Genomic DNA, 20,034 nt, shown 5'->3' with positions numbered 1-20,034 from the left:
AAATAAAAAAGGCTGCCCGAGGGCAGCCTTCTTGCGTTCGGCTACTGCAGCTTACTTGCGGTCCTTCAGGGCAACGAGGTCGCGCTTTTGCTCGCCGGTGTACAGCTGGCGCGGACGGCCGATCTTGTACGGGCTGGAGAGCATTTCTTTCCAGTGCGAGATCCAGCCCACGGTACGTGCCAGGGCGAAGATCACGGTGAACATGCTGGTCGGAATGCCGATTGCCTTGAGGATGATCCCCGAGTAGAAGTCGACGTTCGGGTACAGCGAGCGCTCGATGAAATACGGATCGGTGAGGGCGATCTCTTCCAGGCGCATGGCCAGTTCCAGCTGTGGGTCGTTCTTGATGCCCAGCTCGCGCAGGACTTCGTCGCAGGTCTGCTTCATCACGGTGGCGCGCGGGTCGCGGTTCTTGTACACGCGATGACCGAAGCCCATCAGCTTGAACGGGTCGTTCTTGTCCTTGGCCTTGGCGATGAATTTGTCGATGTTCGAAACATCACCGATTTCATCGAGCATGGTCAGTACGGCTTCGTTCGCACCGCCGTGGGCCGGGCCCCACAGTGCAGCGATACCGGCGGCGATACAGGCGAACGGGTTGGCACCCGACGAGCCGGCCAGGCGCACGGTGGAGGTGGAGGCGTTCTGCTCGTGGTCGGCGTGGAGGATGAAGATCCGGTCCATTGCCTTGGCCAGCACCGGGCTGATCGGTTTGATCTCGCACGGGGTGTTGAACATCATGTGCAGGAAGTTTTCCGCGTACGACAGGTCGTTGCGCGGGTACATCATCGGCTGGCCCATGGAGTACTTGTAAACCATCGCGGCCAGGGTCGGCATCTTGGCGACCAGGCGCACCGCGGAAATTTCGCGGTGTTGCGGGTTATTGATGTCCAGGGAGTCGTGATAGAACGCCGACAGGGCGCCGACTACGCCGCACATCACTGCCATGGGGTGAGCGTCGCGGCGGAAGCCGTTGAAGAAGGTCTTCAACTGCTCGTGAACCATGGTGTGGTTCTTGACGGTGCTGACGAACTGGGCCTTTTGCTCGGCATTCGGCAATTCGCCATTGAGCAGCAGGTAGCAGGTTTCGAGGTAGTCGGACTGTTCGGCGAGTTGCTCGATCGGGTAGCCGCGGTGCAGCAGGATACCTTTGTCGCCGTCAATATAGGTGATCTTCGACTCGCACGAGGCAGTCGCCATGAAACCTGGGTCGAAGGTGAAGTGACCAGTGGCCCCTAACCCGCGGACGTCGATTACATCAGGACCAACGGTGCCGGTTAAAATGGGCAGCTCGACGGGGGCAGCGCCCTCGATGACCAACTGCGCTTTTTTGTCAGCCATGTGGCCTCCTATTAATGCTTGAAATCATCAGACAGACCCCCCACGCAGGGCCCGCACCACTATAGAGGGATAAATTCAGATGTCAATTTGCCTAAAGGCTTGTTGAATCAAGCATTCAAGCCTGATTTTTCCCGAAATTCTCGCCCATTTACGCCTTTTGTTCATTAAAGGCAATGCGCTATTTGGGCTACCCCGTCACGTTGTCATAAGCAGCCTAACTGTCTATACTCGGCACCCGACCGCCAGGGGCTTGCAAGCCCGAACTGCTGGGGGTCGCCGTTCCCTGGGTGGTGGGTACCTGACCAGTACACTTACCAACAACTTTGCCCTGATTCGCTAGGGGCTCTTCAGTGTGAAAAAAGCCGTGAAAAGCCAACGACCTGTAAACCTAGACCTAAGGACCATCAAGCTCCCCGTCACTGCGTACACGTCCATTCTGCACCGTATCTCCGGCGTCATCCTGTTCATCGGCCTTGCCATCATGCTTTATGCACTGGGCAAGTCGCTGGGTTCCGAGGAAGGCTTCGGTGAGGTGAAGGCGTGTCTGACCAGCCCGCTGGCCAAGTTCGTGACCTGGGGTCTGCTGTCCGCCCTGCTTTATCACCTCGTGGCAGGTGTTCGACACCTGATCATGGACATGGGTATCGGTGAGACGCTGGAAGGCGGCAAGCTGGGCTCGAAAATCGTGATCGTCATCTCCGTGGTGCTGATCGTTCTGGTGGGAGTTTGGGTATGGTAACCAATGTCACGAACCTGTCGCGTTCGGGCCTCTATGACTGGATGGCGCAGCGCGTTTCTGCGGTCGTTCTCGCGGCTTACTTCCTCTTCCTGATCGGCTACGTGGTCGCCCACCCAGGCATCGACTACACCCAGTGGCATGGTCTGTTCTCCAACAACGCGATGCGGATCTTCAGTCTGCTGGCCCTCGTTGCCCTGGGCGCTCACGCCTGGGTCGGCATGTGGACCATTGCAACCGACTACCTGACGCCTATGTCGTTCGGCAAGTCGGCAACTGCGATTCGTTTCCTGTTCCAGGCGGTATGCGGCGTTGCGATGTTCGCTTACTTCGTCTGGGGTGTGCAGATTCTCTGGGGTATCTGATCCATGGCTAGCATTCCAACCATTTCCTTCGACGCCATCATCATCGGTGGCGGCGGCGCCGGCATGCGCGCAGCGCTGCAACTGGCTCAAGGCGGCCACAAGACTGCCGTAGTCACCAAGGTCTTCCCGACCCGTTCGCACACCGTATCCGCCCAGGGCGGCATCACCTGCGCCATCGCTTCGGCCGACCCGAACGACGACTGGCGCTGGCACATGTACGATACCGTCAAGGGTTCCGACTACATCGGTGACCAGGACGCTATCGAATACATGTGTCAGGAAGGCCCGGCTGCGGTCTTCGAACTGGATCACATGGGTCTGCCGTTCTCGCGCACCGAAACTGGCCGCATCTACCAGCGCCCGTTCGGCGGTCAGTCCAAGGACTTCGGTAAAGGTGGTCAGGCCGCCCGTACCTGTGCCGCTTCGGACCGTACCGGTCACGCGCTGCTGCACACCCTGTACCAGGGCAACCTGAAAGCTGGCACCACGTTCCTCAACGAGTACTACGCAGTTGACCTGGTGAAAAACCAGGACGGCGCATTCGTTGGTGTGATCGCCATCTGCATCGAAACCGGCGAAACCTTGTACATCAAGTCCAAGGCCACCGTGCTGGCCACTGGCGGTGCGGGCCGTATCTACGCTTCTACCACCAACGCCCTGATCAACACCGGTGACGGTATCGGCATGGCCCTGCGTGCAGGCGTGCCGGTGCAGGACATCGAAATGTGGCAGTTCCACCCGACCGGTATCGCCGGCGCTGGTGTACTGGTCACCGAGGGTTGCCGCGGTGAAGGTGGCTACCTGATCAACGCCCACGGCGAGCGCTTCATGGAGCGTTACGCGCCGAACGCCAAAGACCTGGCCGGCCGCGACGTGGTTGCCCGTTCCATGGTCAAGGAAATCATCGCCGGCAACGGCGTGGGCCCGAACAAGGACCACGTACTGCTGAAGCTGGACCACCTGGGCGAGGAAGTGCTGCACAGCCGCCTGCCAGGTATCTGCGAGCTGTCCAAGACCTTCGCCCACGTCGACCCTGTGGTCGCGCCGGTGCCGGTCGTGCCGACCTGCCACTACATGATGGGCGGCGTTGCCACCAACATTCATGGCCAGGCCATCACCATGGACGCCGACGGCCAGGATCACATCATCCCGGGCCTGTTCGCCGTAGGTGAAGTGGCGTGCGTATCGGTTCACGGTGCCAACCGCCTGGGCGGCAACTCGCTGCTCGACCTGGTGGTGTTCGGCCGTGCTGCCGGCCTGCACCTGGAGAAGGCGCTGAGCGAAGGCGTGGAATACCGCGACGCCAGCGACACCGACGTCGATGTTGCCCTGAACCGCCTGAACAAGCTCAACGAGCGTACCAGCGGTGAAGACGTTGCCAGCCTGAAGCGCGAGCTGCAGAGCTGCATGCAGAACTACTTCGGTGTATTCCGTACTGGCGAATACATGCAGAAGGGTATCGAGCAGCTGGCCGGTCTGCGTGACCGTATCGCCAACGTCAAGATCAACGACAAGTCCCAGGCCTTCAACACCGCGCGTATCGAAGCGCTGGAGCTGCAGAACCTGCTGGAAGTCGCCGAAGCTACCGCCATCGCGGCCGAAGCCCGTAAAGAGTCCCGCGGTGCTCACGCCCGTGAAGACTTCGAAGACCGTGACGACGAAAACTGGCTGTGCCACACCCTGTACTACCCGGGTGAGAAGCGCGTTGCCAAGCGCGGCGTCAACTTTGCGCCGAAGACTGTTCCAGCCTTCGAACCAAAAGTCCGGACTTACTAAGGGTGGCTGCTATGTTGAAAGTCGAAGTTTATCGTTACAACCCGGACACCGACTCGGCGCCGAAAATGGAGTCGTTCGACGTCGATACCGGCGGCAAGGACCTGATGGTGCTGGATGTATTGGCACTGATCAAGGAAAAGGACGAGGGTTTCTCGTATCGTCGCTCCTGCCGTGAAGGCGTCTGCGGTTCCGATGGCATGAACATGAACGGCAAGAACGGCCTGGCCTGCATCACCCCGTTGTCGGCGGTGGTGAAGGGCGGCAAGCTGGTTCTGCGTCCGCTGCCAGGCCTGCCAGTCATTCGTGACCTGGTGGTCGATATGAGCATCTTCTACAAGCAGTACGAGAAGGTGAAGCCGTTCCTGCAGAACGACACCCCGGCACCGGCCATCGAGCGCCTGCAGTCGCCGGAAGACCGTGACAAGCTGGACGGCCTGTACGAGTGCATCCTGTGCGCTTGCTGCTCGACTTCCTGCCCGTCGTTCTGGTGGAACCCGGACAAGTTCCTGGGCCCGGCAGCACTGCTGCAAGCTTACCGCTTCCTTGCCGACAGCCGCGATACCAAGACTCAGGAGCGCCTGGCGTCCCTGGATGACCCGTTCAGCGTATTCCGCTGCCGCGGGATCATGAACTGCGTAAACGTTTGCCCGAAAGGTCTCAACCCGACCAAGGCAATCGGTCACGTACGTAACATGCTGCTGCAAAGCGGCACCTGATACAAAGTGTTGTACCTGCAATAAGCCGAGGTGCGGGTGGTGAGCCCGCACTGAGGTAAAACCCGAACAAGGGCCCACAAAGCCCGCGTTCATTACCTATGAAGATATGAGACCAGCAGGGGCTTTCCGGGCTGGTACCCGGAAAATCAGCAGGATCCAGGTGGCGTGGTTCAGTCGCTGTTTTCGGACTTTTCCAGGTTTGCTGTGGCTCTCGCCGATCAGTCCCCTAATCGAGGGTGACCAAGCATGCAAGAAAGCGTGATGCAGCGCATGTGGGATAGCGCCCACCTTTCAGGTGGTAACGCTGCATATGTGGAAGAGCTCTACGAGCTCTACCTGCACGACCCTAACGCTGTGCCAGAAGAGTGGCGCACTTACTTCCAGAAGTTGCCAGCCGACGGCAGCACCGCTACTGATGTATCGCACTCGACAATCCGCGACCATTTCGTACTGCTGGCAAAGAACCAGCGCCGCGCCCAACCGGTTTCCGCCGGGAGCGTGAGCAGTGAACACGAGAAGAAGCAGGTTGAAGTTCTGCGACTGATCCAGGCCTATCGTATGCGCGGCCATCAGGCTGCCAAGCTCGACCCGTTGGGGTTGTGGCAGCGCCCTGCGCCAGTAGACCTGTCGATCAATCACTACGGCTTGACCAATGCCGATCTTGATACGACCTTCCGTGCCGGCGACCTGTTCATCGGCAAAGAGGAGGCGAGCCTACGCGACATCTTCGATGCACTCCAGAAGACATATTGTCGCACCATTGGCGCCGAATTCACCCACATCGTCGATTCCGAGCAGCGCAGCTGGTTCCAGCAGCGCCTTGAAAGCGTGCGCGGCCGTCCGGAGTTTTCCGCTGACGTGCAGGCCCACCTGCTTGAGCGCGTGACCGCCGGTGAGGGCCTGGAAAAGTACCTGGGCACCAAGTACCCGGGCACCAAGCGTTTCGGCCTTGAAGGCGGCGAGAGCCTGATTCCGATGCTGGATGAAATGATCCAGCGTTCCGGCTCTTACGGCGCCAAGGAGGTCGTGATCGGCATGGCCCACCGTGGCCGCCTGAACGTGCTGGTGAACACCTTCGGCAAGAACCCGCGCGAGCTGTTCGACGAGTTCGAAGGCAAGAAGATGAACGAGCTGGGCTCCGGTGACGTGAAGTATCACCAGGGCTTCTCCTCGAACGTGATGACCCCGGGTGGCGAAGTGCACCTGGCCATGGCGTTCAACCCGTCCCACCTGGAAATCGTTTCGCCGGTGGTCGAGGGTTCGGTGCGCGCCCGTCAGGACCGCCGCAACGACACCGTTGGCGACAAGGTGCTGCCGATCTCGATCCACGGCGACGCTGCGTTCGCTGGCCAGGGCGTGGTCATGGAAACCTTCCAGATGTCGCAGACCCGCGGTTTCAAGACCGGCGGTACCGTGCACATCGTGATCAACAACCAGGTTGGTTTCACCATCAGCAACCCCCTGGATGCGCGCTCCACCGAGTACGCGACCGACGTTGCCAAGATGATCCAGGCACCGATCCTGCACGTGAACGGCGATGACCCGGAAGCCGTGCTGTTCGTCACCCAGCTGGCCATCGACTACCGCATGCAGTTCAAGCGTGACGTGGTCATCGACCTGGTCTGCTACCGTCGCCGTGGCCACAACGAGGCTGACGAGCCTAACGGCACCCAGCCGCTGATGTACCAGCAAATCAGCAAGCAGCGCACTACCCGTGAGCTGTATGCCGAGCAACTGATCCAGGCCGGTCGCATCGACGCCGAGCGCGCTCAGGCCAAAATCGACGAGTACCGCAACGCGCTGGACAATGGCCTGCACGTGGTGAAGAGCCTGGTCAAGGAGCCGAACCGCGAGCTGTTCGTCGACTGGCGTCCGTACCTGGGCCATGCCTGGACCGCGCGTCACGACACCCGTTTCGACCTCAAGACCCTGCAGGATCTGTCGGCCAAGCTGCTCGAGCTGCCGGAAGGTTTCGTGGTCCAGCGTCAGGTGTCGAAGATCTACGAAGACCGTCAGAAGATGCAGGCCGGTGGCTTGCCGATCAACTGGGGTTATGCAGAGACCATGGCTTACGCCACCCTGCAGTTCGAAGGTCACCCGATCCGCATGACCGGCCAGGACATCGGCCGTGGCACCTTCTCGCACCGTCACGCGGTGCTGCACAACCAGAAGGACGCCAGCACCTACATTCCGTTGCAGAACCTGTTCCCGGGCCAGCCACGTTTCGACCTGTACGATTCGTTCCTGTCCGAGGAGGCGGTACTGGCCTTCGAATACGGCTACTCCACCACCATGCCGAACGCGCTGGTGATCTGGGAAGCCCAGTTCGGCGACTTCGCCAACGGTGCGCAAGTGGTGATCGACCAGTTCATCACCAGCGGTGAGCACAAGTGGGGTCGCCTGTGCGGTCTGACCATGCTGCTGCCACACGGCTATGAAGGGCAGGGGCCGGAGCACTCCTCCGCGCGTCTGGAGCGTTACCTTCAGCTGTGCGCCGAGCACAACATCCAGGTCTGCGTACCGACTACGCCAGCACAGATTTACCACCTGCTGCGTCGCCAGGTGATCCGCCCGCTGCGCAAGCCGCTGGTAGTCCTGACGCCGAAGTCGCTGCTGCGCCACAAACTGGCCATCTCGACTCTGGAAGACCTGGCAGAAGGCTCGTTCCAGACTGTGATCCCGGAAATCGACGCAATCGATCCGGCCAAGGTCGAGCGTCTGGTGCTGTGCAGCGGCAAGGTCTACTACGACCTGCTGGAAAAGCGCCGTGCCGAAGGCCGCGAAGACATTGCCATCCTGCGTATCGAGCAGCTGTATCCGTTCCCTGAGGACGATCTGGTCGAAATCCTCGCGCCTTACACCAACCTCAAGCATGCGGTCTGGTGTCAGGAAGAGCCGATGAACCAGGGCGCCTGGTACAGCAGCCAGCACCACATGCGCCGTATCCTGGGCCGCCACAACAAGGCACTGACCCTGGAATACGCCGGTCGCGACGCTTCTGCCGCGCCAGCCTGTGGTTACGCTTCGAAGCACGTCGAACAGCAGGAAAAACTGCTGCAAGACGCCTTCACTGTCTAACGCCTTCGCGCACCTGAAACCGAATTTAAGGAAACACAGATAATGGCTATCGAGATCAAAGCCCCAACCTTCCCGGAATCGGTTGCCGACGGCACCGTTGCCACCTGGCACAAGAAGCCGGGCGAAGCCGTCAAGCGTGACGAGCTGATCGTCGACATCGAGACTGACAAGGTTGTCCTGGAAGTACTGGCTACTGCCGATGGCGTGCTGGGTGACATCGTCAAGGGCGAGGGCGACACCGTCCTGTCCGACGAACTGCTGGGTTCGATCGTTGAAGGCGGTGCTGCCGCAGCACCAGCCGCGGCAGCCGCTCCTGCTGCTGCTCCGGCCGCTGCTGCCGCTGCTGCCGCTGACGCCGGCGAAGATGACCCGATCGCTGCCCCGGCCGCGCGCAAGCTGGCTGAAGAAAACGGCATCGACCTGGCTACCGTGGCAGGTACCGGTAAAGGCGGTCGCGTCACCAAGGAGGACGTGGTTGCTGCTGTTGCCAACAAGAAGTCGGCACCTGCCGCTGCACCGGCTGCCAAGCCTGCCGCTGCTGCCGCTGCCCCGGTTGTCGTCGCCGCTGGCGACCGTACCGAGAAGCGCGTGCCGATGACCCGCCTGCGTGCCAAGATCGCCGAGCGTCTGGTCGAAGCCCAGTCCAACATGGCGATGCTGACCACCTTCAACGAAGTGGACATGACCGAAGTCATGGCCCTGCGCTCGAAGTACAAGGACCTGTTCGAGAAGACCCACAATGGCGTGCGCCTGGGCTTCATGTCGTTCTTCGTCAAGGCTGCTACCGAAGCGCTGAAGCGCTTCCCGGCCGTGAACGCTTCGATCGACGGCAACGACATCGTCTACCACGGCTTCGCCGACGTCGGTGTTGCCGTGTCCAGCGACCGTGGCCTGGTGGTGCCGGTGCTGCGTAACGCCGAGTCGATGAGCCTGGCTGAAATCGAGAACGGCATCGCTACCTTCGGCAAGAAGGCCCGTGACGGCAAACTGGCCATCGAAGAAATGACCGGTGGCACCTTCACCATCACCAACGGTGGTACCTTCGGTTCGATGATGTCGACCCCGATCGTCAACCCGCCGCAGGCCGCCATTCTCGGCATGCACAACATCATCCAGCGCCCGATGGCCATCAACGGCCAGGTCGTGATTCGCCCGATGATGTACCTGGCGCTGTCGTACGATCACCGCCTGATCGACGGCAAGGAAGCGGTAACCTTCCTGGTCACTATCAAGAACCTGCTGGAAGATCCGTCCCGCCTGCTGCTGGACATCTAATCGCGCAGCTGTAAGCTGCAAGCCGCAAGCTTCAAGCTGAAGCCTGCTGGTCTTGCGGCTTGCAGCTTGCCGCTTGAAGCTAAAAAGGAATCTTTTATGACCCAGAAATTCGACGTAGTGGTGATTGGTGCAGGTCCTGGCGGCTATGTAGCTGCCATCAAGGCTGCCCAACTTGGTCTGAAGACTGCCTGTATCGAGAAGTACACCGACGCCGAGGGCAAGCTGGCCCTGGGCGGCACCTGCCTGAACGTAGGTTGCATTCCTTCCAAGGCGCTGCTGGACAGCTCCTGGAAGTACAAGGAAGCCAAAGAGAGCTTCAACGTCCACGGTATCTCCACTGGCGAAGTGAAGATGGACGTCGCCGCGATGGTTGGCCGCAAGGCTGGCATCGTCAAGAACCTGACCGGTGGCGTTGCCACCCTGTTCAAGGCCAACGGCGTTACTTCGATCCAGGGCCACGGCAAGCTGCTGGCTGGCAAGAAGGTCGAAGTCACCAAGGCTGACGGCACCACCGAAATCATCGAAGCCGAGAACGTGATCCTGGCTTCCGGCTCGCGCCCGATCGACATTCCGCCGGCTCCGGTCGACCAGAACGTCATCGTCGACTCCACCGGCGCCCTGGAATTCCAGGCCGTACCGAAGCGCCTGGGCGTTATCGGTGCAGGCGTGATCGGCCTGGAGCTGGGCTCGGTATGGGCTCGCCTGGGTGCTGAAGTCACCGTGCTGGAAGCCCTGGACACCTTCCTGATGGCTGCCGACACCGCCGTGTCGAAAGAAGCCCAGAAGACCCTGACCAAGCAAGGCCTGGACATCAAGCTGGGCGCTCGTGTCACCGGCTCGAAAGTCAACGGCAATGAAGTCGAAGTGACCTACACCAACGCCGAAGGCGAGCAGAAGATCACCTTCGACAAGCTGATTGTCGCAGTCGGCCGTCGCCCGGTGACCACCGATCTGCTGGCTTCCGACAGCGGCGTGACCATCGACGAGCGTGGTTACATCTTCGTCGACGATTACTGCGCCACCAGCGTTCCGGGCGTGTACGCCATCGGTGACGTGGTACGCGGCATGATGCTGGCCCACAAGGCTTCGGAAGAGGGCATCATGGTCGTCGAGCGCATCAAGGGCCACAAGGCCCAGATGAACTACGACCTGATCCCGTCGGTCATCTACACCCACCCGGAAATCGCGTGGGTCGGCAAGACCGAACAGGCCTTGAAGGCCGAGGGCGTTGAGGTTAACGTGGGCACCTTCCCGTTCGCGGCCAGCGGCCGTGCGATGGCTGCCAACGACACCGGTGGTTTCGTCAAGGTCATCGCCGATGCCAAGACCGACCGCGTTCTGGGTGTTCACGTGATTGGCCCATCGGCTGCCGAACTGGTGCAGCAGGGCGCAATCGCAATGGAATTCGGCACCAGTGCCGAGGATCTGGGCATGATGGTCTTCAGCCATCCAACCCTGTCCGAAGCGTTGCATGAAGCAGCGCTGGCGGTGAATGGCGGCGCCATTCACGTGGCCAACCGTAAGAAGCGTTAATTATAAGAAACCACGGCGGGCTGCCCGTCGTGAGTCTTGCGTGCATGACTCACCGCGGAAAGTCCACCGGACCGGATCACACGGGAAACCCGGGGTCAACGGTCACAGGTGGTGCGGCGCCACTGATGGCGCAGCGCCGAAGCGCAGTACCTAACGAAGACGGTAAAAAGCATGAATCTTCACGAGTATCAGGGTAAGCAGCTGTTCGCTGAATACGGCCTGCCAGTTTCCAAGGGTTTCGCAGTCGATACCCCTGAGCAAGCTGCAGAAGCCTGCGACAAGATCGGCGGGAACGAGTGGGTTGTAAAGGCCCAGGTTCACGCGGGTGGTCGCGGTAAAGCGGGCGGCGTAAAGCTGGTTCGCAGCAAGGAAGACGCCAAGGCGTTCGCTGCACAGTGGTTGGGCAAGAATCTGGTTACCTACCAGACCGATGCCAACGGTCAACCCGTCTCCAAGATTCTGGTCGAATCCTGCACTGACATCGCCAAAGAGCTGTACCTGGGCGCTGTAGTCGATCGTTCGAGCCGCCGTATCGTGTTCATGGCTTCCACCGAAGGTGGCGTGGACATCGAGAAAGTCGCTCACGAAACGCCTGAGAAAATCCTCAAGGCCACCATCGACCCACTGGTCGGCGCTCAGCCGTTCCAGGGTCGCGAGCTGGCATTCCAGCTGGGCCTGGAAGGCAAGCAAGTTCAACAGTTCGCCAAGATCTTCGTTGGCCTGGCCAAGCTGTTCAAGGATCACGACCTGGCGCTGCTGGAAGTGAACCCGCTGGTGATCAAGGCCGATGGCGACCTGCACTGCCTCGATGCCAAGATCAACATCGACGCCAACGCCATGTACCGTCAGCCGAAGCTGAAAACCTTCCACGACCCGTCGCAGGACGATGCCCGTGAAGCCCACGCTGCCAAGTTCGAACTGAACTACGTTGCCCTTGAAGGCAACATCGGCTGCATGGTCAACGGTGCCGGCCTGGCCATGGGTACCATGGACATCGTCAACCTGCACGGCGGCAAGCCGGCCAACTTCCTTGACGTTGGCGGTGGTGCTACCAAAGAGCGCGTAACCGAAGCGTTCAAGATCATTCTGTCCGACAGCAATGTCGCGGCCGTTCTGGTCAACATCTTCGGCGGCATCGTTCGCTGCGACATGATTGCCGAAGGCATCATTGGTGCAGTGAAAGAAGTCGGCGTCAAAGTTCCGGTCGTCGTTCGCCTCGAAGGCAACAACGCCGAACTGGGCGCTAAAGTACTGGCAGAAAGCGGTTTGAACATCATTGCGGCAACCAGCCTGACCGACGCTGCTCAACAAGTTGTCAAAGCTGCGGAGGGCAAGTAATGAGCGTCCTGATCAATAAAGACACCAAAGTCATCTGCCAGGGCTTCACCGGCTCGCAGGGTACTTTCCACTCCGAACAGGCCATTGCCTACGGCACCAAGATGGTCGGCGGCGTAACCCCAGGCAAGGGTGGCACCACCCACCTGGGCCTGCCGGTGTTCAACACCGTCAAGGAAGCCGTGGAAGCGACCGGCGCTGACGCTTCGGTCATCTACGTACCGGCTCCGTTCTGCAAAGACTCGATCCTGGAAGCGGCCTTCGGCGGCATCAAGCTGATCGTCTGCATCACCGAAGGCATTCCTACCCTGGACATGCTGGATGCCAAGGTCAAGTGCGACGAGCTGGGCGTTACCCTGATCGGCCCTAACTGCCCAGGTGTCATCACCCCGGGCGAGTGCAAGATCGGCATCATGCCAGGCCACATCCACCTGCCAGGCAAGGTCGGTATCGTTTCGCGTTCCGGCACCCTGACCTATGAAGCTGTGAAGCAGACCACCGACGCCGGCTTCGGCCAGTCGACCTGTGTCGGCATCGGCGGTGACCCGATCCCGGGCTCCAACTTCATCGACATCCTGAAGCTGTTCCAGGAAGACCCGAAGACCGAAGCGATCGTCATGATCGGTGAGATCGGCGGTTCGGCTGAAGAAGAAGCCGCGGCCTACATCAAGGCCCACGTCACCAAGCCTGTCGTTTCCTACATCGCCGGTGTTACTGCACCTGCGGGCAAGCGCATGGGCCACGCTGGCGCCATCATCTCCGGCGGCAAGGGTACTGCGGACGAGAAGTTCGCCGCCCTGCAGGACGCGGGTGTGAAGACCGTGCGTTCCCTGGCTGACATTGGCAAGGCCCTGGCCGAGCTGACTGGCTGGGAAGCCAAGAAGTAATACTGCTACACCCCCCACGCGCACAGAGGCCACCTTCGGGTGGCCTTTGTCGTATGTGGGGTTCGTAGGAGCGGGTTTACCCGCGAAGAGGCCGGTGCTGGCAATAGAGATTCTTCGATAGGTTTAATAGGAATTTTCACGCAGACGAATGTTTCAATCCGAGGATAATACCTGCCGTCCTCGGTCACACAGACGACAAACATGTACGCACATCGGACAAGCAGCACTGTGCCAGTGCGTTTGACTGACAAACCAGTTACATTACGCGTTCACTCTGTGCCCGTACCCCAAAAGGGAACGACACGCTAAACGGGTCTGGCCTATCAAGCCGGGCAGCATTTCCCCTTACCCAAAGGGAAATCCCCTCTCGAATCCCGATTTCAGCAGTGTGGTACTACCTTAAATGAAAGTTCTCAAAGGCCAGGATATCCTGGCGCTTGGCTTTATGACGTTTGCGCTTTTCGTGGGTGCAGGCAATATCATCTTCCCGCCTATCGTCGGTCTGCAGTCTGGCCCGCACGTCTGGATGGCGGCCTTGGGCTTCCTGGTCACTGCCGTGGGCCTGCCGGTCATCACCGTTGTCGCCTTGGCCAAGGTCGGTGGTGGCATGGATGCACTGAGCAGCCCGATCGGCAAGTTCTTCGGCGGCCTGCTGGCGGCTGTGTGCTACCTGTCGGTCGGCCCGCTGTTCGCCACCCCGCGTACGGCGACCGTGTCGTTCGAAGTAGGCGTTGCACCGCTGACCGGTGAAAGCCCGCTGGCGCTGTTCATCTACAGCCTGGTGTACTTCATCGTCGTGCTGGCCGTGTCCATGTACCCTGGCAAGTTGCTCGACACCGTGGGCCGCTTCCTGGCGCCGTTGAAGATCATTGCCCTGGCGGTGCTGGGTATCGCTGCCTTCGCGTTGCCCGCCGGTACCATTGGTGAAGCACAGCCTGCCTATGCCGCCGCTGCGTTCTCCAAGGGCTTCTCCGATGGCTACCTGACCATGGATACCCTGGGTGCCCTGGTGTTCGGTATCGTCATTGTCAATGCCATTCGTTCGCGCGGTGTCGAGTCGCCGAGGCTGATCACCCGCTACGCCATCATCGCCGGCCTGATCGCCGGTGTCGGGCTGGCCCTGGTCTACATCAGCCTGTTCCGCCTGGGTGCCACCAGCCACGACATTGCCGCTGACGCCACCAACGGTGCGGCGGTGCTGCATGCCTACGTACAGCACACCTTCGGTTCGCTGGGCAGCGGCTTCCTGGCCGTGCTGATCGCGCTGGCCTGCCTGGTGACTGCGGTTGGTCTGACCTGTGCCTGTGCCGAGTACTTCAGCCAGATCCTGCCGCTGTCGTACCGCGCGCTGGTGGTGATCCTCGCCGGCTTCTCGCTGCTGATCTCCAACCTTGGCCTGACCAAGTTGATCATGTTCTCGATCCCGGTGCTCACCGCCATCTATCCGCCGTGCATCGTGGTGGTCGGTCTGAGCTTCGTCAAAGACCTGTGGAACTCGCCAACGCGCATCCTGGCACCCGTGATGCTGGTCTCGCTGCTGTTCGGCATGGTCGATGCGATCAAGGGCAGTAGCCTTGCCCACATGTTGCCAGACTTCATGGCGCACCTGCCATTGAGTGATGCCGGTATGGCTTGGCTGGTACCGTCGGTGGTGACCCTGGTGGGTGCCGTGGCCTGCGACCGCATGCTCGGCAAGCCGCGCGAGGCGTTGGCCTGACCGTACAAGTCGAAGCCTGAGGGCGGCATCGGCCACAAGCCGTAGGGTGCGCGCCAAGGGTGAAAACAAGAGAGCCCCGTATCCGAAAGGATGCGGGGCTTTTCGTTGGTTGCCTGTTGCGGTCTCTTCGCAGCAGGTCAGGCATTTTTCACTGTGCAGGTGTGCCTTTTGCCGCTTGCCAGCGTCGAAATCCGGTCCCTATCCTTTAGGCACATGGCCCTTTCGGGAACCCTGCATGAACTTCATCCAAAGCAACCTCAACAACCTGCTGGCCATCGCCTGGTTCGCCCTTTGCTGGGGTGGCTATACCCGCTATGCGATCTGGAAGGGGCGCGACACCGCGTGCCTGGCCAGTGTGCTGCACCTGTACCGTGAAGACTGGATGCGCCGTATGTTGCTGCGCGACAACCGCATCGCCGATGCCAGCGTGATCGGTAACCTGGAGCGCAACGCCTCGTTCTTTGCCTCCAGCACCCTGATCATTCTGGCTGGCATCCTCACCGTGCTCGGTGCCTCCGACCGGGCACTGTCGTTGCTGGCCGACCTGCCGCTGGTTCAGCAAACATCCCAGGGCATGTCGGAGATCAAGCTGCTGTGCCTGGCCATGGTATTTGTCTATGCCTTCTTCACGTTCAGCTGGTGCATGCGCCAATACAACTTTGCCGCCGTGCTGGTGGGCTCGGCGCCGATGATCGGCGAACGGCTGGTCAACGAGCTGGAGCGCAAGGCGTTCGCTTCACGGGCGGCGCGGGTATTGTCGTTGGCGGCTAACCAGTTCAACCTGGGGCTGCGTTCTTATTACTTCGGAATGGCCATGTTGAGCTGGTTCATCAGCCCATGGTTGTTCATGGCGATGAGTGTGGGAGTAGTGCTGATTCTGTACCGTCGAGAGTTCCATTCGGATGTACTCGATGTGATGGTGTTCACACCGACCGAAAGTGTATTGTCGGAGCCTGCCAAGGAAAGCTCCGTAGCCTCTAACTGAAACGATTAATCGAAACTTTGCAGGCACAAAAAAACCCGACGTCGTCGGGTTTTTTTGTTTCAGCCAATTATTGCTTGGCGGGTTCTGCCGGAGTAGCTGGAGCCGCTTCTGGCGCCGGAGTAGCCGGAGCGGCTTCTTCGGCAGCCTTCTGCTCGGCTTCGGCCTGATCTTTGGCAGCTTCAGCGTTTTCCTCGGCTGCTTCGTTCATCTTATCCTGAGCTTCACCCATTTTTTCCTGGGCTTGCTCGGCGTGTTGCTGTGCGTCTTGGGCTTTGTCTTCGCTCGCTTTATCGCAAGCAGCCAGGCCCATGGCAGCGGCCAGCATCAGAGCAAAAGCAAAAGGTTTACGCATGGGGGTGTATCTCCTTGGTGGAATAAGTGACTTGTTCCTTCGAGTGCCACTACGCGGAATAAGTTCAACGAAGATTACAGATATATAACGCCTCATTCTATATAGACTTTTCAACGAATTCATGAAGCCGCCCTGCGGCCAATGGGAACAGCCAATGAGCGATTCAACCTTGATGGCAATGGCCGAGCGCTTTCTCTCGGCTTTAAAACATTGTCAGTTGTTGCAGATGCGGGTGGCGCAGGCTGATGGCGATGGCATGACCCTGGTCCTGCCGTGGTCGCCGGCCATTGTCGGCAACCCGCAAACTGGTGCTGTGCACGGCGGGGCGCTGACCACGCTGATGGACACCACCTGTGGCATGGCCACGTTGTGTGTGTTGCCGCGCTTCGAAGTGTGCCCGACGTTGGACCTGCGCATCGACTACATGCACCCTGCTGAGGCCGGCAAGGACATCTACGGTCACGCCCAGTGCTACCGTGTTACCCGCGACGTGATCTTCACCCGTGGCACCGCCTACCAGGACGACCCCGACCAGCCCATCTGCCAGGTGGTGGGCACGTTCATGCGCCTGGGCCAGGACATCAAGGGCGGCATCCGTTTCGGCGACAGTCTGAAGGAGGGCAAGGCATGATTCCGCGCGCGGTGCGCCAGCAGCTCAACGCCGCCCATGCGGTGGGCGACTATCGACCATTGCTGGCGCTGATTCCCTATGCCGGGCTGATCGGCATCGAATGCGAGCGTCAGGGCGATGACTTGTTGTTCCGCCTGCCGGCCAGCCCTGACAATATCGGCAACCCGCTGTTACCGGCCATTCATGGCGGCGTGATCGCCGGCTTCATGGAGCTGTCGGCAGCGCTGTACCTGCTGATCTACAGCGAGAGCGCAAGCATTCCGAAGATCATCGACTTTTCTGTCGACTACCTGCGCGCCGGGCATTTTCGCGATACCTACGCCCAGTGCCAGCTGTGGCGCCAGGGCCGGCGGGTGACCAACGTGGCCATCACCGCGTGGCAGGGCGACAGGCAGTCGCCGATTGCCACGGCCCGTGCGCATTTCAAGATCGAACCGGAAAAGCCCTTGAAATCATCCGGGCAGCCCCCATCTGCATGACATCCGCCGTTAACGCTGGCCGAATCGGCCGCCAGGCGCCATCGCCATCAGATCGGAGTTTCGAAGACCATGACTGTGGAAACACAAAAGGAAACGCTGGGCTTCCAGACCGAGGTGAAGCAACTGCTGCACCTCATGATTCACTCGCTGTACTCGAACAAGGAAATCTTCCTGCGGGAGCTGATTTCCAATGCTTCCGACGCCGCCGACAAGCTGCGTTTCGAAGCGTTGGCCAAGCCAGAGCTGTTCGAGGGCGATACTGACCTGAAGATTCGCCTCAGCTTCGACAAGGACGCTGGTACCGTGACCCTCGAGGACAACGGCATCGGCATGAGCCGCGAAGACGTCATTACCCACCTGGGCACCATCGCCAAGTCCGGCACTGCCGACTTCATGAAGAACCTCACCGGTGACCAGAAGAAGGACTCGCACCTGATCGGTCAGTTCGGCGTGGGCTTCTACTCCGCGTTCATCGTTGCCGACAAGGTCGATGTGTACAGCCGCCGTGCTGGTCAGCCAGCGGCGGAAGGTGTGCACTGGTCGTCGAAAGGCGAGGGCGAATTCGAAGTCGCCACCATCGACAAACCACAGCGTGGTACCCGTATCGTCCTGCACCTGAAGAAGGACGAGCAGGAGTTCGCCGATGGCTGGCGCCTGCGCAACGTGGTCAAGAAGTACTCCGATCACATTGCCCTGCCGATTCAACTGCCAAAAGAGCAGGCCGCCGCCGAAGGTGAAGAACAGCCGGCCGAAGAGTGGGAAACCGTCAACCGCGCCAGCGCCCTGTGGACCCGTTCGCGCACCGAGGTGAAGGACGAGGAATACCAGGAGTTCTACAAGCACATTGGCCATGACTTCGAAAACCCGCTGGCCTGGAGCCACAACAAGGTCGAAGGCAAGCTCGAATATAACTCGCTGCTGTACGTGCCGGCCCGTGCGCCGTTCGACCTGTACCAGCGCGAAGCGCCGCGCGGCCTGAAGCTGTACGTGCAGCGTGTGTTCATCATGGACCAGGCCGAGTCGTTCCTGCCGCTGTACCTGCGCTTCATCAAGGGTGTGGTCGATTCCAACGACCTGTCGCTGAACGTGTCGCGTGAAATCCTGCAGAAAGACCCGATCATCGATTCGATGAAAACCGCGCTGACCAAGCGCGTGCTGGACATGCTGGAGAAGCTGGCGAAGAACGAACCCGAGCAGTACAAGGGCTTCTGGAAAAACTTCGGTCAGGTGCTGAAAGAGGGCCCGGCCGAAGACTTCGCCAATAAGGAGAAAATCGCCGGCCTGCTGCGCTTTGCGTCCACCCAGGACGACAGCGGCGAGCAGAGCGTCGCCCTGGCCGACTACCTGGCCCGTGCCAAGGAAGGTCAGGACAAGATCTATTACCTCACCGGCGAGTCGTACGCGCAGGTCAAGAACAGCCCGCACCTGGAAGTCTTCCGCAAGAAAGGCATCGAAGTGCTGCTGCTGACTGACCGCATCGACGAGTGGCTGATGAGCTACCTCAACGAATTCGACGGCAAGGCCTTTGTCGATATCGCCCGTGGCGACCTGGACCTGGGCAAGCTGGATTCGGAAGAAGACAAGAAAGCCCAGGAAGAAGTCGCCAAGGACAAGGAAGGTTTGGTCGAGCGACTGAAAGGTGCGCTGGGTGACACCGTGGCCGAAGTGCGCGTATCGCACCGCCTGACCGACTCGCCGGCGATCCTGGCCATCGGCGAGCAGGACCTGGGCCTGCAGATGCGCCAGATTCTGGAAGCCAGCGGGCAGAAAGTGCCGGAGTCCAAGCCGATCTTCGAGTTCAACCCGAGCCACCCGCTGATCGAGAAGTTGGACCACGAGCAGAGCGAAGACCGTTTCGCCGAGCTGTCGCACATCCTGTTCGATCAGGCGGCCCTGGCGGCCGGTGACAGCTTGAAGGACCCGGCGGCGTACGTTCGTCGCCTGAACAAGCTACTGGTCGAGCTGTCTGCTTGAGTTGATGCATAGGAAAGCCCGCTTCGGCGGGCTTTTTTCATGGGTGCCTTTTTGTGAAAAGTGCCAAAGGAGTGCTAGATGAGCAAAGTTATCGTCGAGTCGCTGGTTTATCACCTGTCCGGCAAGGCCTATGAAAGCCGTTTGGTCTATGAGCCGGGGGCGCTGGGCCGTCCGGGCCTGGTGATGGCGCCGAACTGGATGGGCATTGGCGAAGGTGCCGAGCGTATCGCCAAGGAAGTCGCCGAGAAGGGCTATGTGGTGTTGATTGCCGACCTCTACGGGCAATCGGTGCGCCCGTCCAATGCCGATGAGGCAGGCGTGGCGATGATGCCGCTGAAGAATGACCGTGACGAACTGCGCAAACGCATGCAGGAAGCCTTGGCGCAATTGTTGGGCCAGTCGAAGGCGCTGCTGGAGCCTGGCAAGGTGGCTACCTTCGGCTTCTGCTTCGGTGGCTGCTGCGCCCTGGAGCTGGCCCGTAGCGGCGCCGACCTGCGCGCGGCAGTGTCGTTCCACGGTACTCTGGACACGCCGAACCCTGAAGATGCCAAGCGCATCAAGGGTTCGGTGCTGGTGTTGCATGGTGCCTCCGACCCATTGGTGCCTAGAGAACAACTGCCGGCATTCGAGGACGAGATGAACGCGGCCAAGGTGGACTGGCAGTTGCTCAGTTATGGCGGTGCGGTGCACTCGTTTACCGACCCGAATGCCAACGTGCCGGGCAAGATGCAGTACGACCGGCGCACTTCCGAGCGAGCGTTCCGTTCGATGCATAATCTGCTGAGTGAAGTGTTCCAGCGCTGAGATTGCAGGGGGCTGCTTTGCAGCCCTTCGCGGGTAAACCCGCTCCTACG

Annotated in this window: 17 protein-coding genes; 15 read left to right on the top strand and 2 right to left on the bottom strand. The window is 60.2% G+C overall.

Translation table 11 applies throughout. The features are described from left to right. Positions 1-51 precede the first annotated feature (51 nt). Positions 52-1,341 carry a citrate synthase gene (gene gltA / locus ACF8EF_RS10840; RefSeq protein WP_021784847.1) on the bottom strand — a complete coding sequence of 430 codons (1,290 nt, stop codon included), beginning with the start codon at positions 1,339-1,341 and terminating at the stop codon, positions 52-54. Positions 1,342-1,693: 352 nt separating this feature from the next. On the opposite strand from gltA, the gene sdhC reads away from it, so the two are divergent. From sdhC to ACF8EF_RS10785, 11 genes are all read left to right on the top strand, one after another. Next, positions 1,694-2,080, top strand: a complete 387-nt coding sequence (sdhC, locus tag ACF8EF_RS10835; protein WP_008091902.1) for a succinate dehydrogenase, cytochrome b556 subunit — start codon at positions 1,694-1,696, stop codon at positions 2,078-2,080. Beyond that, positions 2,074-2,442, top strand: coding sequence for a succinate dehydrogenase, hydrophobic membrane anchor protein (gene sdhD, locus ACF8EF_RS10830; protein WP_003254214.1), 369 nt, complete (start codon positions 2,074-2,076; stop codon positions 2,440-2,442). The genes sdhC and sdhD overlap by 7 nt, the downstream gene beginning before the upstream one ends. Before the next feature lie 3 nt (positions 2,443-2,445). Beyond that, entirely contained in the window at positions 2,446-4,218 is a 1,773-nt protein-coding gene (gene sdhA / locus ACF8EF_RS10825; protein WP_003254213.1) for a succinate dehydrogenase flavoprotein subunit, read from the top strand. Positions 4,219-4,229: 11 nt separating this feature from the next. Next, the gene (locus ACF8EF_RS10820; RefSeq protein ID WP_003254212.1) at positions 4,230-4,934 is read left to right on the top strand and encodes a succinate dehydrogenase iron-sulfur subunit; all 705 of its coding nucleotides are present in this window, start codon (positions 4,230-4,232) and stop codon (positions 4,932-4,934) included. 246 nt (positions 4,935-5,180) lie between these two features. Beyond that, a complete protein-coding gene (locus tag ACF8EF_RS10815) occupies positions 5,181-8,012 on the top strand; it encodes a 2-oxoglutarate dehydrogenase E1 component (protein ID WP_021784848.1) in 2,832 nt (943 codons plus the stop codon). 42 nt (positions 8,013-8,054) lie between these two features. Then, positions 8,055-9,287, top strand: coding sequence for a 2-oxoglutarate dehydrogenase complex dihydrolipoyllysine-residue succinyltransferase (gene odhB / locus ACF8EF_RS10810; protein ID WP_392461047.1), 1,233 nt, complete (start codon positions 8,055-8,057; stop codon positions 9,285-9,287). Between the two features lie 96 nt (positions 9,288-9,383). Then, complete coding sequence (gene lpdA / locus ACF8EF_RS10805) at positions 9,384-10,820, top strand: dihydrolipoyl dehydrogenase (protein ID WP_021784850.1); 1,437 nt, start codon at positions 9,384-9,386, stop codon at positions 10,818-10,820. A 171-nt stretch (positions 10,821-10,991) separates the two neighbouring features. Further along, positions 10,992-12,158 carry an ADP-forming succinate--CoA ligase subunit beta gene (gene sucC, locus ACF8EF_RS10800; RefSeq protein ID WP_003254205.1) on the top strand — a complete coding sequence of 389 codons (1,167 nt, stop codon included), beginning with the start codon at positions 10,992-10,994 and terminating at the stop codon, positions 12,156-12,158. Next, positions 12,158-13,042 (top strand): succinate--CoA ligase subunit alpha, encoded by an 885-nt coding sequence (sucD, locus tag ACF8EF_RS10795; RefSeq protein ID WP_003254203.1) that lies wholly within the window; start codon positions 12,158-12,160, stop codon positions 13,040-13,042. The genes sucC and sucD overlap by 1 nt, the downstream gene beginning before the upstream one ends. Before the next feature lie 403 nt (positions 13,043-13,445). Further along, positions 13,446-14,759, top strand: coding sequence for a branched-chain amino acid transport system II carrier protein (gene brnQ / locus ACF8EF_RS10790; protein ID WP_176682172.1), 1,314 nt, complete (start codon positions 13,446-13,448; stop codon positions 14,757-14,759). Positions 14,760-14,994: 235 nt separating this feature from the next. Continuing rightward, complete coding sequence (locus ACF8EF_RS10785; RefSeq protein ID WP_176682173.1) at positions 14,995-15,744, top strand: DUF599 domain-containing protein; 750 nt, start codon at positions 14,995-14,997, stop codon at positions 15,742-15,744. Between the two features lie 67 nt (positions 15,745-15,811). On the opposite strand, the gene ACF8EF_RS10780 is transcribed toward ACF8EF_RS10785, so the two are convergent. Continuing rightward, entirely contained in the window at positions 15,812-16,096 is a 285-nt protein-coding gene (locus ACF8EF_RS10780; protein ID WP_176682489.1) for a hypothetical protein, read from the bottom strand. Between the two features lie 154 nt (positions 16,097-16,250). Between ACF8EF_RS10780 and ACF8EF_RS10775 the strand changes: the two genes are divergently transcribed. From ACF8EF_RS10775 to ACF8EF_RS10760, 4 genes are all read left to right on the top strand, one after another. Beyond that, a complete protein-coding gene (locus tag ACF8EF_RS10775; RefSeq protein ID WP_010954945.1) occupies positions 16,251-16,727 on the top strand; it encodes a PaaI family thioesterase in 477 nt (158 codons plus the stop codon). Further along, complete coding sequence (locus tag ACF8EF_RS10770; protein ID WP_176682174.1) at positions 16,724-17,206, top strand: PaaI family thioesterase; 483 nt, start codon at positions 16,724-16,726, stop codon at positions 17,204-17,206. The genes ACF8EF_RS10775 and ACF8EF_RS10770 overlap by 4 nt, the downstream gene beginning before the upstream one ends. 69 nt (positions 17,207-17,275) lie before the next feature. Beyond that, entirely contained in the window at positions 17,276-19,180 is a 1,905-nt protein-coding gene (gene htpG / locus ACF8EF_RS10765; RefSeq protein WP_176682175.1) for a molecular chaperone HtpG, read from the top strand. Between the two features lie 78 nt (positions 19,181-19,258). After that, positions 19,259-19,984: a dienelactone hydrolase family protein gene (locus ACF8EF_RS10760; protein WP_176682176.1), complete on the top strand. Its 726-nt coding sequence runs from the start codon at positions 19,259-19,261 to the stop codon at positions 19,982-19,984. Positions 19,985-20,034 lie beyond the last annotated feature (50 nt).

Source organism: Pseudomonas sp. zjy_15, from assembly GCF_043101865.1.
GTDB classification, from domain to species: Bacteria; Pseudomonadota; Gammaproteobacteria; order Pseudomonadales; family Pseudomonadaceae; genus Aquipseudomonas; species Aquipseudomonas putida_Y.
Note: the sequence above shows the minus strand (reverse complement) of the source record. Positions and strands in the feature narration are given on the sequence as shown.